This window comes from Sphingobium nicotianae (assembly GCF_018603885.1).
Lineage (GTDB): Bacteria > Pseudomonadota > Alphaproteobacteria > Sphingomonadales > Sphingomonadaceae > Sphingobium > Sphingobium nicotianae.
Genome location: NZ_JAHGAW010000004.1, coordinates 190,115 through 205,072 on the forward strand (window position 1 = coordinate 190,115; position 14,958 = coordinate 205,072).

The 14,958-nt window shown below is 63.4% G+C and carries 15 protein-coding genes; 9 read left to right on the plus strand and 6 right to left on the minus strand.

Annotated elements, in window-relative coordinates:
- Window positions 1-4 precede the first annotated feature (4 nt).
- The 3 genes from KK488_RS07395 (at window position 5) to KK488_RS07405 (ending at window position 2,495) form a co-directional block, all read left to right on the plus strand.
- On the plus strand, window positions 5-874 hold the full coding sequence (locus KK488_RS07395) for a dioxygenase family protein (protein ID WP_214622511.1): 870 nt from the start codon (window positions 5-7) through the stop codon (window positions 872-874).
- Window positions 875-1,145: 271 nt separating this feature from the next.
- Window positions 1,146-1,415 (plus strand): hypothetical protein, encoded by a 270-nt coding sequence (locus KK488_RS07400; RefSeq protein WP_214622512.1) that lies wholly within the window; start codon window positions 1,146-1,148, stop codon window positions 1,413-1,415.
- A gap of 63 nt (window positions 1,416-1,478) precedes the next feature.
- Window positions 1,479-2,495 (plus strand): ATP-dependent DNA ligase, encoded by a 1,017-nt coding sequence (locus tag KK488_RS07405; RefSeq protein ID WP_250890161.1) that lies wholly within the window; start codon window positions 1,479-1,481, stop codon window positions 2,493-2,495.
- A gap of 4 nt (window positions 2,496-2,499) precedes the next feature.
- Here KK488_RS07405 and KK488_RS07410 read toward each other — a convergent pair whose 3' ends face one another.
- The 4 genes from KK488_RS07410 to KK488_RS07425 form a co-directional block, all read right to left on the minus strand.
- The gene (locus KK488_RS07410; RefSeq protein WP_214622514.1) at window positions 2,500-3,636 is read right to left on the minus strand and encodes a glycoside hydrolase family 130 protein; all 1,137 of its coding nucleotides are present in this window, start codon (window positions 3,634-3,636) and stop codon (window positions 2,500-2,502) included.
- Entirely contained in the window at window positions 3,633-4,394 is a 762-nt protein-coding gene (locus tag KK488_RS07415) for an SDR family oxidoreductase (RefSeq protein ID WP_214622515.1), read from the minus strand. Before KK488_RS07415 ends, KK488_RS07410 begins: the two co-directional genes overlap by 4 nt.
- A 44-nt stretch (window positions 4,395-4,438) precedes the next feature.
- Window positions 4,439-4,732: a hypothetical protein gene (locus KK488_RS07420; RefSeq protein ID WP_214622516.1), complete on the minus strand. Its 294-nt coding sequence runs from the start codon at window positions 4,730-4,732 to the stop codon at window positions 4,439-4,441.
- Between the two features lie 136 nt (window positions 4,733-4,868).
- Window positions 4,869-5,435: a hypothetical protein gene (locus KK488_RS07425; protein ID WP_214622517.1), complete on the minus strand. Its 567-nt coding sequence runs from the start codon at window positions 5,433-5,435 to the stop codon at window positions 4,869-4,871.
- A 217-nt stretch (window positions 5,436-5,652) separates the two neighbouring features.
- Here KK488_RS07425 and KK488_RS07430 point away from each other — a divergent pair, with 217 nt between their 5' ends.
- Entirely contained in the window at window positions 5,653-6,591 is a 939-nt protein-coding gene (locus KK488_RS07430) for a cation diffusion facilitator family transporter (RefSeq protein ID WP_214622518.1), read from the plus strand.
- Window positions 6,592-6,711: 120 nt separating this feature from the next.
- On the opposite strand, the gene katE is transcribed toward KK488_RS07430, so the two are convergent.
- A complete protein-coding gene (gene katE, locus KK488_RS07435; protein WP_250890162.1) occupies window positions 6,712-8,889 on the minus strand; it encodes a catalase in 2,178 nt (725 codons plus the stop codon).
- 302 nt (window positions 8,890-9,191) lie between these two features.
- On the opposite strand from katE, the gene KK488_RS07440 reads away from it, so the two are divergent.
- From KK488_RS07440 to KK488_RS07455, 4 genes are all read left to right on the plus strand, one after another.
- Complete coding sequence (locus tag KK488_RS07440) at window positions 9,192-9,929, plus strand: Crp/Fnr family transcriptional regulator (protein WP_214622520.1); 738 nt, start codon at window positions 9,192-9,194, stop codon at window positions 9,927-9,929.
- 11 nt (window positions 9,930-9,940) lie between these two features.
- On the plus strand, window positions 9,941-10,147 hold the full coding sequence (locus KK488_RS07445; protein WP_214622521.1) for a hypothetical protein: 207 nt from the start codon (window positions 9,941-9,943) through the stop codon (window positions 10,145-10,147).
- Window positions 10,140-10,610 (plus strand): hypothetical protein, encoded by a 471-nt coding sequence (locus KK488_RS07450; protein ID WP_214622522.1) that lies wholly within the window; start codon window positions 10,140-10,142, stop codon window positions 10,608-10,610. The genes KK488_RS07445 and KK488_RS07450 overlap by 8 nt, the downstream gene beginning before the upstream one ends.
- A 111-nt stretch (window positions 10,611-10,721) precedes the next feature.
- Window positions 10,722-11,267 (plus strand): hemerythrin domain-containing protein, encoded by a 546-nt coding sequence (locus tag KK488_RS07455; RefSeq protein ID WP_214622523.1) that lies wholly within the window; start codon window positions 10,722-10,724, stop codon window positions 11,265-11,267.
- Window positions 11,268-11,291: 24 nt separating this feature from the next.
- Here KK488_RS07455 and KK488_RS07460 read toward each other — a convergent pair whose 3' ends face one another.
- Window positions 11,292-13,499, minus strand: a complete 2,208-nt coding sequence (locus KK488_RS07460; protein WP_349356859.1) for a hypothetical protein — start codon at window positions 13,497-13,499, stop codon at window positions 11,292-11,294.
- 458 nt (window positions 13,500-13,957) lie between these two features.
- Here KK488_RS07460 and KK488_RS07465 point away from each other — a divergent pair, with 458 nt between their 5' ends.
- Window positions 13,958-14,935 carry a PAS domain S-box protein gene (locus tag KK488_RS07465; protein WP_214622525.1) on the plus strand — a complete coding sequence of 326 codons (978 nt, stop codon included), beginning with the start codon at window positions 13,958-13,960 and terminating at the stop codon, window positions 14,933-14,935.
- The last annotated feature ends 23 nt before the right edge of the window (window positions 14,936-14,958 follow it).

The window sequence follows — 14,958 nt, forward strand, 5'->3', positions numbered from 1 at the left end:
CGGGATGTCCCTCACGACCGAGCAGGAGATCACTGCCGAGGCCATGCGGCGCTGGTCGACCGCGCAAGATCCCCGCCTCGCGCGTCTTCTGCCACTGCTCGTGAAGCATCTTCATGCGTTTGCCCGCGAAGCGCGCCCGAGCATGGCGGAATGGATGGCCGGCATCGAATTCCTCACCGCAACGGGTCGGATCTGCGACGACAAACGCCAGGAAATGATCCTGCTGTCGGATGTGCTTGGGCTGAGCATGCTGACCGTGATGCTCAACGACCCGCGCACCGCCGATGCGACGCCATCCACCGTGTTGGGGCCATTCCATATCGATGCCTCCCCAGGGGCGGAGCGCGGATCCGATCTGGCGGACGGCATCGATGGCGCGCGTCTGCATGTGCGTGGTTCGGTGCGTGGGATTGACGGCGCTCCGATCGGGAATGCCCTTCTCGATTTCTGGCAGGCCGATCACGAGGGGTTTTACGAAGCTCAGCTCGGCTCAGAGGAGGCAAGATTGCGGGCGATCCTGTCTACCGACGAGCGCGGCGGATTCGACTTCTGGACGGTCATGCCGCGCGGTTACACAATACCCTTGGATGGACCGGTCGGCGATCTGATCTGCCGCACCACGATTTCCCATTATCGCCCTGCGCACCTTCACTTCATCGTGAGCGCCCCTGGATATATCCCCCTCGTCACGCATATTTTCCCGTCCGGAGCCGACTATCTCGACAATGATGTTGTCTTTGGCGTTCGGCAGGAACTGATTGTGCCGTTCGAGCCGGTCGCGGCCTCGCCGGACGGGATCGGCGCTCACCACGAAGTTCAGTATGACTTCGTTCTGACTCCTGCCGCGGAGGTTGCCGTTCAGCCTCGGCGATGATGGGAGAGAATTCCGGCGTCGTGCGTTGGGCAGATACGAACCCTTCGTGCGAACATGCAGGAAACCGAAATGACAAAAGCCGCTGAGGATGATCGAGCAGAACCCTCTCGGGCCGCTCCGCGTGGTCCCCTGGGCGATGTCCGCCCGGGCGCGGACGATCCCGCTTCGACGCCGGGGGGCCAGCCGCCCGAAGATGTGGAGGACCGCCCGAATGTCGGCACGGTCACACCCGAGGATTATCCCGAGGATCAGCGGGCAAAGGGGTAAGGTCATGCCAGTCGCAGCCACGCCCCTCGTCGAACGCATCGCGCGTGTCCTCGCTGGCCAGCGCCTGAGTGCCAATGCCGACGGCCCGGTGACGTCCGCGGCGCTCGACGTCGACATCGAATGGCAGGACGATGTAGGCGACGCCATCGCGGTGCTCAAGGCACTGCGAGAACCCGATCAGGCAATGGCTGCGGCGGGAGATGCCGATATCTGGCATCGCATGATCTGCGCTGCGATCGAGGAAGCCGCCGATCATGGCGAGGCGCCTGAATAGCATGATCGCCAGTCCCGGAATATCCTGACGCCGACCGCGATGGGCACGCCGCATCCGCTGGCCATGACGGCCCCCATGGAGGCGAAGCTGGTCGATGCGCTTCCGGAGGATGGCGGCTGGCAGTTCGAGCCGAAATGGGATGGCTTTCGCGCGATCGCCTCGCGCAGCGGCGATACGATCGAACTCATGTCCAAGTCGGGGAAATCCCTGGCGCGGTTCTTTCCTGAAATCGTTGTGGCGCTGGCTGGTGTGCGGGAAAAGTCATTTGTCATCGACGGTGAGTTGATCCTGCCGGTCGGCGATATCCTGTCCTTCGATGCCCTGCAGGCAAGGCTTCATCCCGCGGAAAGTCGTATCCGCAAGCTCTCGGTGGAGACGCCGGCGCAGTTCATGTTGTTCGACAGCCTGGCGCTGGGTGAGCGGCTCCTGATCGACGAACCGCTCGCAGTGCGCCGTCGCGCGATCGAGCACTTCCATGCCGACACTGACCCGCGCCACTGCGGTAGACGCACGTTTCTCCTCTCGCCGGCGACCGACGACCTCGCGCGAGCGGCAGTCTGGCTCGCCGCCAGCGGAGGTGCCCTTGATGGCGTGGTCGCCAAGCGTCTGGACGAACCTTATCGGTCGGGCGAGCGCGCCATGCGCAAGGTGAAGCAGCGCCGCACAGCCGACTGCGTGGTCGGCGGGTTCCGGCGCGCGAAGGATGGGCCGCAGGTCGCGTCGCTCCTTCTCGGTCTGTATGACGATGCGGGCCTCCTCAACCATGTCGGGTTCACCTCAGCTTTGGGCAGCCAGGAGAGGAAGGCATTGACCGCGACGCTCGAAGCGCTGATCGACCCGCCGGGTTTCACCGGCAAGGCGCCGGGTGGACCGAGCCGATGGAGCAATGGCCGCGAGAGCGAATGGCATCCGCTGAGGCCCGAGCTGGTCGTCGAGGTCGCCTATGATCAGGTGACGGCGGGCCGATTTCGGCACGGGACGGCGCTGATCCGCTGGCGACCGGACAAGGCGCCGGCGCAATGCGGGATGGACCAACTGGATTATGAATTGCGGCCCTCGCAACTCGCGGAGGTGGGCTGACGCCTCAATCGACCGCAAAAATCGTCTTGGGAATGTGCGTGATCCTGCAAGCGAGATCGGCCTCGCCCGAGGCGACGATGAAATGATCGCCGCCATCGGCGACGCCGGTCGTGAACACGACATCGCGCAGATACATCTGGTCCTCGATCGGCTTGGTGAGTTTCGCGTTGGCCTCGAGCAGCGGGCTATGGTCGGTGTGCAGGACGATGCTGGGGTCATCGCGATCCAGGATGGACCAATAGGTGCGATAAATACCGACAATCTCGTGCGGCTCGACGCCATGCCAGAGCGTCAGCCAGCCGTGATCGGTCAGGACCGGCGGCGCCCCGCCGCCCATTCGCGCCGTCGAGACGGTCGCGGCATGCGGACGGATGCCGGGCCTGGCGGACGGTTTCCAGAACAGTGCGTCCGGCGAGTGGGCAAGGTTGATCGAGGGACCGGCACGCCACTCGCTGCCGGGCGGGTAAGCGAAGTAGAGATCCCCCAAGGGCCGCGTCTGCGCCCAGTAATGGCCGTCGATCAGCCCCTCGAAGATCAGCATGTCCTTGTTCTGGTGATCGAGGACGATGTCCTCGAACGTCCAGTCGAAGCCGTTGGCCGAGCTGTAGAGCGTGGTCGAGTGGCGCTCCGGGCTGACCGAGCAGGTCGTCATCAGCCAGCGCTCCGCGACCTTGCTGATCCGGGCATCCTCGACGCCGTAGCATTGCAGGCTGTTTTGCGGCGCGATCGCCTTCTCGTAATGGATCGCGACACGTTCCAACCCATCCGGCGTCAATTCCACCGGGAGAAGCCAGGACAGCGACGTCAGGGCCATGATCTTCCAGCCTCCACCGCGCAGCATGAACTTGCGCGGGTCGGCCGTGTCGGCATGTTCGAGCGGCCAGGCGTCGAGCACGTAGCGGCCGGGCCCCTCATCGGCTTCCCAGCGAATGGCGTGGACATGCCCGTCGCGGATCGGATGGCGCAACGCCTCGGCAACCCGCACCATGATCAGAAGATTGCCGTTCGGCAGACGCGTGAGACCCGGATTGAAGGCGCCGAGCACATAGGTCTCGGCGTCCAAATGACCGGCCAGCGGCGAGCGCGACAGATCGATGTCGTCCGGGACCAGGACCAGCCTGTCGACATTGTAGCGCGTCATGGATGCTCGCGCCGCGTTTCGACACGCATCAGCGACACCGCCGTGCGTCGAGGCTGAGTCAGCATGAAGTGAGTCGCCACCGCGATGTCCTCGGCGCGCAGCATCGTCTCGTCGTGGATCGCAGCGCGCTGCTTGTCTGGCGGATAGTCGGGATATTGGAAATCAGCGCCGGTGAAGCCGGGCTCGATCAGCCCGACCTTGATGTCCTTCTCCGCGACCTCCTGGCGCAACGAATGCGCAAAGCCCTGGATGCCCGCCTTGGCCGCCACGTAGATGGAAGATCCGCCCGATTGCGAGACGGCCGACATTGAGCCGATGAGGACGATGTCGCTGCCGCTCCTCATGCGGTCCAGCGCAGCGCGGGTCGTGCGCAGATAGGAGCTGAAGTCGACCTCGATCTGATAGTCGAGATCGTCCTCGCTGGACTCGGTCAGCGCGTCGGCTGGAATCGCTGCGTTGATCACGGCGATGTCGAGGCCGCCCAGATAATCGTCCGCGGCCGTGAAGAAGCGCTCGACATCGGCGCGCCTGGCCAGATCAACATTGATGCCGTCTCCGGCGCCGACCTCCCGGATCCGCGCCAATGCATCCTCGAGATGGGCTTGCGTGCGGCCGCAGACGAAGACCTTGGCGCCCTCGCTGGCCAGCAGTACCGCGATGGCGCGCCCAATGCCGGTCGTGCCACCCGTGATGATCGCCTTGCGCCCGACAAGGCTCGGCTGCCGCGTATGCGCGTCGGGGAGATTGTGATGGGGCATGTCATTCTCCAATCTTCAGCGGCGAGCGGTCGGCGCTCAAAGGGTCAACTCGCGCCTGGCGGCCCACCGTTCGCGGCCGTTGGGCGATCGGTCCCGCTGACGCCGAGCAGTTCGTCCCGCAGTTCCTGAATGACCTGCCTGGCTTTTTCACGCGCATCTCGGGATGGGCGTGCATAGTGCGTCAGTCCTTCGAGAGGCGCGCTGGCATAGCTAAAGGCATTGCTGACCACGCCGACATGTCCGCGCCGGATCATCTCGATCAAAAGGCCGGTCAGGAGGGACCGCAGCGCGAGATTTTCGGCCGTAATATTGGCGAGTAAGGCGTCTAGATCGCTCATATCATCCGCTGATCGAAAGCTCCGGCGCAGTCATTTGGCCGCATCGATGCAACGGCAGCGTGGCAAAGACGTTCCCCTCGCCTCCGCAGTTTTAATCTGGAGCAATGTGATAAATTGAGAGGGCCGAAATGGCCTCCTAGTCTCCCACCGCCCATTCTTCGACGCGTCGATGATAATGCGCCAACGCGGCGTCCCGCGCCGTCGTCAGCTTTTGCAGGGCCCGATCATGGTCGGAGGCCAGACGCTTGCGTTCGTCTTTCAGCGCACGTTCCTTTTCTGCGAACGCCTGCAGTGCTTGACGATAGCTGGTCTCGATTTTCGCGATCGCCCTTTCGGCGCGATCGACCGCCGCCCGGCTGGGCCGTGAGCGCCTTGCCTTCTCCGCTCTGGCGCTCTGGCGACGATTGGTCGGCGCGCCCGCTTGCGGCTGTTCCGTTTTCTTGCCGGAACGTGCTGGATTGGCGCGCCGCTCGGGGAGCGCCTTAAAATGCTGGGCATCAGTGCCCCGCCTCACGCGAATGACCTGACCAGGCTTGCTGAGCGGCTCGCGCGTCAGATCGGCATCATCGACCTTTTCGGCCAGCCCGCGTGCGAACAGATCGGCCTCGGCCCCCCAGGCTTGCAGAGCCGCCTTCTGGCTCGGCGCGGCGACATAGGCGTCATGAAAGCCGATCGGCGTTCGGAAGACCTTGAGCTTCGCCATGGGGAGGGAACGAGACGTGTCTGGGAATGTTCCGCCGCACACCGTCCCGGCTCATGACTCGCGGCAAGCCTGGTCGATGAGGCCAGGAATGAGGGGCAGCAATTCGCGCGCGGAATCAGGACATGCGCGCCTCCCGCCTCCCGCCTTTCGACGCAACGAACCGGCCCGGCCAACGATCCATGAGGCATCCCTTTGCCATATCGAGCGTTGCGCGGTCATGGCGCGATGGGATCATGTCCGGGCGAATGTCGTGCTGTACGGCGCGCTGGCCGCCAATCTCGGCATCGCGATCGCCAAGTTCGCGGCGGCGGCGATCACGGGCTCGTCCTCGATGCTCACAGAGGGTGTGCATTCGGTCGTCGACAGCGGCAACCAGCTCCTGCTGCTCTACGGGCAACATAGCGCCAAGCGACCACCCGATCGGTCGCATCCCTTCGGCTATGGCCGTGAACTCTATTTCTGGGCGTTCGTCGTCGCTATCCTGATCTTCGCGGTGGGCGCCGGCGCTTCCATCTATGAGGGCTGGGCTCATATCGAAAAGCCGGAGGCGCTGCGCGATCCGCTGATCAACTATATTGTGCTGGGGGTCGCGTTCGCGCTGGAAGGCACATCCTGGGCGATCGCGATAAAGGAATTTGGCGCCAGGCGCGGGGGTCTTGGCTGGTGGCAGTCCGTGCGCCGCTCGAAGGATCCGGCGGGGTTCATCGTCCTGTTCGAGGATAGCGCGGCTCTCCTCGGCCTCGTTGTCGCGGGGTTCGGCATATGGGCCAGCCACCATTATGGCGATCCACGGATCGACGGTATCGCATCCGTGGTGATCGGACTCGTCCTCGCGCTCGTTGCGGTCTTGCTTGCGCGTGAGGCCAAGGGGTTGCTGATCGGGGAGAGCGCCGACCCGCTGCTTATAGAGCAGTTGTGGAAAGCGATTGACGGCCGGCCCCAGATCACCGCCGTCAACCACATCCGCACGATCCACACGGCGCCCGACGCCGTCTTCGTCGCGATCAGCGCCGACTTCGAGGATGCGCTCACCATGGGAGAAGGAGAGAATTTGATCGAAGCGATCGAGGCCGAATTGAAGGCTGCATTTCCCGAACTGACGTCCATCTATATTCGTCCGGAAAAACGCGCCGACGCCTGGATTGCACCAAACTAGGCCGCATTTGCGTGGACCGCATAAGCTCGGATCGACATCAGAGCAGCCACGTCGTGGGCGAAGGGGCGTCGCCGCGACCACGATCCGCAACGATCTGGCCGAGGCGACGCCGCTTCACCGTCAAGCGGAGGGCTGTGCGTCGAGGTCGACGGTCAGTTCGCGCGGCCAGAAGCGCAGGGCACGGCAAGCCTCGATGAAGTTTTTCGCGTCGGCGGCTTTGCCGAGGGGCAAACAGGCTTCATCGAGCTTGTCCGCAATCCCGGCTGCGGCGAAGATCGGTTCGGCTTCAGCGCCGACGCCGATATATTTGCAGTGGGCGAAGGCATCGGTGACGAAGTCCTTTGCGGCAGCGTCGAGCGCCAGGAGGGCCGCGCCCTCGCTCGAGACCAGGACCGCGACGGCATCGAACAGGACCGAGGGACCGCCATCGATCTTGTGCTTGGCCGCGACGGTCGTGCCATCCGACAGCGTCACCCCGGCGATCTTGGGAGCGATGACCTCATAGACCGCGCCCTCGGCATCGACCGCCTTGATCAGCGCGGCGAAAATCGCGGCGTCGGCGCCGTCGCTCAACAGCATGCCGAGCTTGCGTCCTCTGAAGCTGGCCGGGCCATTCTTGACAATGCTCAGCTTGTCTGACGCCGGGAGATCGGTGATCGTGGGACGAGCGGCGACTGCCGGATCGGGGAGGGCGAGACCAAGGCCATCCGCAACGGTCGCGGCGAGCCTGGCATCGATGTTGAGCAAGTGCGAGACGGTGCGGGAGCGGATGTCGGGCCTTTCGACCTTCGACAGCTCGAACACCAGCGCGTCGCCGATATGCTTCTGCTCGATGGGCGTCTGGCTGATGAAGAACTGGCGCGCCTGGCTGTAATGATCGGCGAAACTATCCGAGCGAACGCGCTGCTTCGGCCCTTCGGCGGTTTCGGCGAAAGCGATCGCTCCGCGCACCGGATCCTCGCGCGGTCCGCCTTGAGTGGCGCCCCAGCTGTTCGGCTCATAGTTCACGCGCCCGATCGGGTTGCGCATCGCCATGTGGCCGTCCTGCTGAAAATGGGCCATCGGGCATTTGGGCGCATTGATGGGGATGTGCGTGAAGTTGGGGCCGCCCAGGCGTTTGATTTGCGTGTCGAGATAGGAGAAATTCCGGCCCTGCAGCAGCGGATCGTTCGAGAAGTCGATGCCGGGCGGGACGTTCTGCGTGCAGAAGGCGACCTGCTCGGTCTCGGCGAAGAAATTGTCGACCACCCGGTCCAGCACAAGCCGCCCGACCACCCGGATCGGAACGAGCTCCTCGGGGATGATCTTGGTCGCGTCGAGAATGTCGAAATCGAAGCTGTCGGCGAACGCGTCGTCGAAGAGCTGCACGCCCAGCTCCCACTCGGGGAAGTCGCCCCCATTGATCGCGTCCCACAGGTCGCGCCGATGGAAGTCCGGATCGGCGCCGTTGATCTTGACGGCCTCGTTCCAGACCACCGACTGCAGGCCCTGCTTTGGCTTCCAGTGGAATTTGACGAAGGTCGATTTGCCGTCGGCATCGAGCAGACGGAAGGTGTGGACACCGAACCCTTCCATCGTCCGATAGGAGCGCGGAATGGCCCGATCGGACATCGTCCACATGATCATGTGGAAGCTTTCGGGGGTCAGGCTGATGAAATCCCAGAAATTGTCATGCGCCGTCTGCGCCTGCGGAAAATTGCGGTCCGGCTCGGGCTTGGCCGAATGGACGAGGTCGGGGAATTTGATCGCGTCCTGGATGAAGAAGACCGGGATGTTGTTGCCGACCAGATCCCAATTGCCTTCCTGCGTGTAGACCTTGACTGCGAAACCGCGCACGTCGCGGGCAAGATCGAACGAGCCCTTGGAGCCGGCGACTGTCGAGAAGCGCACGAACGCCGGCGTGCGCTCGCCCACGCGCTGGAAAATGTCTGCCCGCGTCACATCGGACAGACTGTCCGTCAGCTCGAAATAACCATGCGCGCCATACCCGCGCGCATGAACGACCCGCTCGGGAATGCGCTCATGGTCGAAGTGGAAGATCTTCTCGCGGAAGTGAAAGTCCTCGAGCAGGGTCGGACCACGCGCGCCCTGCTTCAGGCTGTTCTGGTCGTCCGAGACCGGGATGCCCTGCTGCGTCGTCAGGACAGCGACATCCCCCTCCGCGACCTGGTGAGTCTCGCCGCCGCCGCCCTGGCTCTCGCCATAGGAAAAGCTGATCGCGGCGTCCCCGGGCACGGGCGAAGCCTTCCGAGGAGACTCGCCTCCCACATCGGCGCCGACAAGGTCGGGAGGCGTCATTTTGCCGGAGTTTTTCGCGGATGCTTTGGGCAATGCAGGCTTCTTGGCCATGAAATGATCCTCGCGGGTTGGGGTGGGACGTCGGAACGCGCGCTGGTCCGGATCGCGTCAGACGGAAGGCTGCGGGCGGAGGAACAGCGCAACTTCGAAACCCGGTCCTCGCAGCGAAAGTTCCTCGCCCGTCTCGAAATTAACCTGCGTCATCACGATTGAGCGCGCGGCCCCCGCAACGGGCGGCCCCATTGTTCGTTGGAGACGGGTGCGCAGCGACTATCCCCGAACCGGCCTGAGGCGATGCCGTCATGTTCACTGACAGATTCCTCAGATTCCGGCGCGGCGTCAAACTTGAACCGGAGGAGCGTCGGCGGCTCGAAGCCGGCATCAGCGAGGTGCGCACGCTGGCGCCGCGAACGACCATCGTGAAAGCCGGCGACGTCCTCAGTCAGAGCACGCTGCTGATTGAAGGCATCATGTCACGCTTCATCGATGACCGACGGGGTCTGCGCCAGCTGGTCGCGGTGCATGTGCCGGGAGACTTCGTCGATCTTCACGCCTTTCCTCTCAAGGTGCTCGATCATGATGTCGCGACGATGACGGCCGCGACGGTCGCGATCGTGCCGCATGCGCAACTCGACGCGATCATGCATGAAATGCCCGAACTGACACGCAAGCTCTGGTTTGCAACGCTCATCGATGCGGCGATCCATCGCGCCTGGCTGTTTCGCCTCGGCCGTCTCGATGCGATCGGCCGGGTCGCGCATTTTCTGTGCGAGACGAACGCGCGCCTCGTGCTGGCGGGCCTGAGCGATGGCAGACGCTTTGCGTTGGGCCTCAACCAGACCGACCTCGCGGAGATTTGCGGCCTTACCAATGTGCATGTGAACCGGGTGATGCGAGCCCTGCGCGAGGAGCGGCTCTGTGTTTTCCGATCGTCGCTCGTGGAAATACTGGCGCCTGAAAAGCTTGCTGCACGAGGCCAGTTCGACCCGGCTTATCTTTACATCGATGATGCGCTTGCCGAACGCCCACCCTCTGTTTGAAGGTTGTAGTCATGAGTGACCCCGCCAATTCACCGCGTCCGGCAAATGAGCCGGGGATCGCCAGCGCCGAGGATGGCGTGGTCATCCTCGACGGTCCCGCCGGCATCGCGGTCACCATGACGCCGGGCGCCGCCGCCCGGACCGGGCAAAGCCTCATTTCCGCTGCCGAGTCCGCCGAAAAGCAGCTTGCCGACAGGCGCGGCGATCAGGATGCTTGATGTCTTCACAAGCTGGACCCGTCTGATGGCGGCAGGGACGTCCATAGCCGAAACTGGCCTGCGCGCGTTCGAGACGGCGAGGGCCGCCGGCGAAGTGATTGCGGCGCGCACTCCGATTATCGAAACGGCGATGCGATCCCCACTGACCGGCGATCATCGCGAGCTGGCTCGTATGGTGCCGGAAAAAGTCGAGGCCTTCTCGCGGGCAGGATCGGCAGCGGTCTCCGCCTGGTGGACGGCGCAGTCGGCATGGATGGACCATTTGCAACATTTTCACGCTGCAGCCTTGCGAGGGGGCGTGCCGACTCCGGCAGACCTGGGTCGGCTCGGCGAGCGAAACACAACAGCCCTGCTGGAGGCGGTCGAAGCGACGGTTCAGCTCGCCTCTGACACCCTCGCGCCTATCCACACGAAGGCCACATCAAACGCCAGACGCCTCAGAGGGAAGCGCAAGCGGACCTGACGCCAAATCATATTGATCCGTGTTGATTTCCGCGGGGGGCAAGGAACCTCCCGCAGTGGAGCGCGGTTTCCCGAAAGACCGGAAATCCGGTGCCCATTCAGGAGACCAGCCATGTCCATCCTCGATCGCTTCATCGCCGCAGTGACGCCACCCGAGACAGAAGAGGCGCGCCTCGAAGCGCGGACCAAGGCAACCCAGGCTGCCATGCCGGGAGACTGGCTCGATCAGATTCTCCAGCACCACATGGACATCGAAGATGCCTTCGCGCAGGTCAAAGCCGCGTCCAATGCTGCCGCCCGCACGAGCGCGCTCAAGACCCTCGGCATCCTTCTCACCGGGCATGCGATCGCGGAAGAGTCGGTCATTTATCCGGCCCTGGCGAAGGACGGCGAAAAGGCTCATGCCGGTCTTGGCTATGACGAGCAGGCGATGGTCAAAGTGCAGATGGCCTTGCTCGAACGGCTCGAGCCCATGAGCCAGGACTTCATCGACAAGCTGGAGCATATCGAAGGCGCCGTGGCGCACCATGTTTACGCCGAGGAAGGCAACTGGTTCCTGGACCTCAAGGACAGCGCGTCGGCAGAAGAACAAGCGGTGCTCACAAAGCGGTACGCCGAGGAATATGAGCGCTATGTCGGAGCGGACGCGCCCGCCTGAGAGCGTCGCCTCATCGGCGCTTCGTCACCGCCAGCTCAGGACTATTCGTCCGCTGGCCGGGACAAAGAAGTCCAGTCGATCATTGGCGTGTCTGTGCGCTCGCACGATGTCGCCACCGATCGTCTTCACGGTCACGTCCGGCAGTTTGGCGCGCCCCAGCCTGATGACCGACAACCTCGCAGAGCAGTTTTCGCCGCCTGCAAGGCGGATGCTGATCGTGCGGTCGGTGGTCCGCTCGCTCGTCATGATGAAGTGGTCGCAGAACAATCGAAAAGGAGCGTCCTCCACCAAATGGGAGGTGCGGGACGCGTAGATCATCGCCGCCCCGGCACCGTAGATTTCCTGGCCGACCTGACCGGCAGGCTGACCGTCCACGTACAGATCCTCGAGCGGGAAGGAGAGCGCACGGTCGATGTGGCCGTTGCGATTCTTCTCCGCGAGAGCCTCGGCCGGCAGGGCGTCGGGATAATAGAACCAGGCCCTGTCGAGCGCATATTTGCAATATTCGCTGATCAGCATCCGTGCGGCCGGTTCCAGTTCGGGACCGCTGTCGCGCAAATAGCATTCGAAGGCGGCGAAACTGTCGAAGCATTCGTAGATCGCCATGTAGGGCGCATCCTGCAGGCAGGTGACGCCGAGGAAGTTGGTGTAGTGCGCGGCGTGCCCGATCTCGGATTCCCAGATCGCGCTGTTGTGGAAGAAGCTTGCCAGATAGACATAGCTTTGCAGTCGATAGCGCTCGACATTGGTGATCCGCCACAGGCGCAGGCATGCGGCCGCCCCCCATGCCGTCAGGTTAGCCTGATAGTTGAGATTGAAGCGCACGCCCTCGGCGGCGTCGATCGCTGCCCGGGCCTCGAGGAGGAACCGCTGCTCGCTGGTCAGTTCATACGCCTGCAGCATCACCCACGCGTACATGCCGCCGACATCGGTCTGGCCGCGCTGGTCCGCGCCCGCGACCTCGGTGATCACCGAGAAATCGGTCACCTTGTACTGGATGGGCCATTCATAGTTGAAATGGCGCGCGGCCTTGATGCCGAAATCGACCGACCGCTCGAAGAGGTCGCGGGCCCTGGCGTTGCCGGCGATCGCCAGCCGGCCCAGATTCATCAGCGGATGATAGAGATACCAGCTGTCCACCGCATCGGCGTCCTTGTCTTCGCCGACATTGGGAAGGTAGCGCCGTATCGTCCCGAGCTTCTCGTCGTAGAAACGCTCCAGGCCCTTCTCGAACTCGGCCTGCAACGGGATAGGTTCGCCGCGCCAGCGCGCGAAATCGTGCATGGGGGCGATCAGCGCCATCTGCACCATGCTGTCGGGATATTCGGCATCGGTATAGGGATGCGCGTAAGGATGGCCATAATGGCTGATCGTCGCCTTGGGCGATGACTTGAGATCGCGAATGGTCCGATCGGAGCGGCCGACCCAGTCGCGATATTCAGTGGGCGGAAGGTCCAGCGCGGTATAAGCGGCGCCGAGCATCTGCACAAAACGACGCGCGGACTCCCGCTCGTCCTGGGGGCAAGCGTCGCGCAGGATGAGGATCGCATCCGAAAGCGTGACGGGCTTCCCGGGGGGGAGCGGGTCGGTCGGCGGCGTTCCGCTTTGCGGCGGCGTCGGAGGAAGGTAGCCCAGTTCCGGCCACTCGCCACCGATCGCGCCATCCGGCTTGGTGTTCGTCGCGCGATAATAATCGTTCAGAGCCGTCAGATTCTGGAAATAAAGTACGCTGCCAAAAGCCGGCTTATCGAGGTGGAAATAAACCAAACCACTGTTCAGGCCGCGCTGCCCGGCCTCGACCCTGCCGACCGCACCCGTGGGATCATCGTCCGCATCGAGGGGATAAAGATCGCGGGGCAGAAAGGGCACGAGGAGCGGCGCTGTCGGTCTGAGCGTGATCGTCACCCGTAACCGGTGCAGATCGAGACTGTCCATCTTGAGGACTGCGACATGCCGCCCGACGGCGCTGTTTATCGACAGGCGCAATGCTTCTCCCGGTTTGGGACGCAGCCGCTTGACCCTGTCGATGCCGCCCGGCGCGAACACAAGTCGAATGGCGAGCCCGCCGCGCCCCGGCCGGCGGACAATGGCCCACAGCGAGTCCCGACCCTTGCTCACCTCGCCGGTGAAGTCGCCAAGCGCGAAGGTGCCCTCGGTGAGCAGAGACCCGGCCGACAGCTCGGCCCGGAGTGCCAGGACCAGTGGACTGACGCCCTCCGACAGATCGCTCACCGGGCTGTCCGCGGGGGGAGGAGAAGAACTGGTCATGGCATCGCTTCCAAATGTCCAAGGCTCTCGGACAAACGTAACGTCGGGCGCATCGCTCCTGTTCCGGCGGCGATATTAATCTTCGTTACGATGATTGCTCGGGGTTTGGACTGTCCTGGCGATCCGCATCCGGGTAAGCTGCGTTCACGGTCGGCAGAATGAGTTTCGGTGCCGATGCCCACCCGGCCTCCGCGCGCAGGCGCATCGGTCATTCCACTATCGGCTACTTGTCGTCCGCAAATCGGTTTATCGGGAACCGCAAAACTAATCTGGATCAATCCGATTTGTGGTGGCGTCGATGGGCGCAAGGCAACAGACCCTGTGGCTGCTCGCAGACATAGTTGAGAGAAGGAGGATAGTGATCGAACATGGACCAGCGAGGTCATAGTCAAGGCTCACCCACGCCAGCGCCGATCCTGAGCATGGTCAGCTCGGGGCCTGCCGATGCCGGGGCATGGTTGGCCGCTGTCGTGGAAAATTCCTTTGACGCGATTCTGAGCAAGACGCTGGACGGTATCATCACGAGCTGGAATGCCGGCGCGACGCGTCTCTTCGGATATACGGCCGAGGAAGCCATCGGCCGCCCGATCACCATGCTCATTCCCGAGGACCGGTTGCATGAGGAGGAAGAGATCCTCGCAAAGCTGAGGGCGGGGGAACGCGTTTCCCATTTCGAGACGATCCGCCGAGGCAGGAATGGACGGGAGCTCTTCGTCGAGCTGGCTATCTCTCCGGTGCTCGATCCCGAGGGGAAGGTGGTCGGCGCGTCGAAGATCGCCCGTGACGTTACCGAACGCCGTGAGTTGGCTGCGCGGCAGCGGCTCATTCTCCAGGAGATGAACCACCGCATCAAGAATCTCTTCTCGATCGTGCAAGGGCTGATCGGCGTCAGCCGGAGGGCGGCTCGGAATGCGGATGATTTCGCGGCGGATCTCAGAGATCGCCTGTTAGCGCTCGATGCCGCGCATGGGCTTATCCTGCAGGATGCTGGCACGTTCGAACAGAAGCGCTCGACAACGCTTCGCCACGTGGTCGAGGCCGTCCTGGCTCCCTATGCGGCGGCGGGCCTGCGTATAGAAGTTGGTGAGAGCCCTGTCGGCCCGCACGCCCTCATGTCCCTCGCGCTCATCCTGCATGAACTGGCGACCAATGCCGTGAAATACGGCGCATTGTCATCGCGCGAGACGAGCATGACCGTTACATCCGTTGAATCCGGGCAGGGCATCGATCTGGTCTGGTTCGAACATGGCGTCGTTCAACCCGGGGATGACACCGAGGGATTTGGTACAGCCTTGCAGCGCGCCGCCCTGCGCAGCCTGGAAGCCAGTTTGGAGAGATCGTGGAGGCCGGACGGTCTGGAGATCAGGATGTCCTTTCCGCTCGACGCGCTGGCCCGTTGATCCAGCCAAAGGTGCGGCCATTG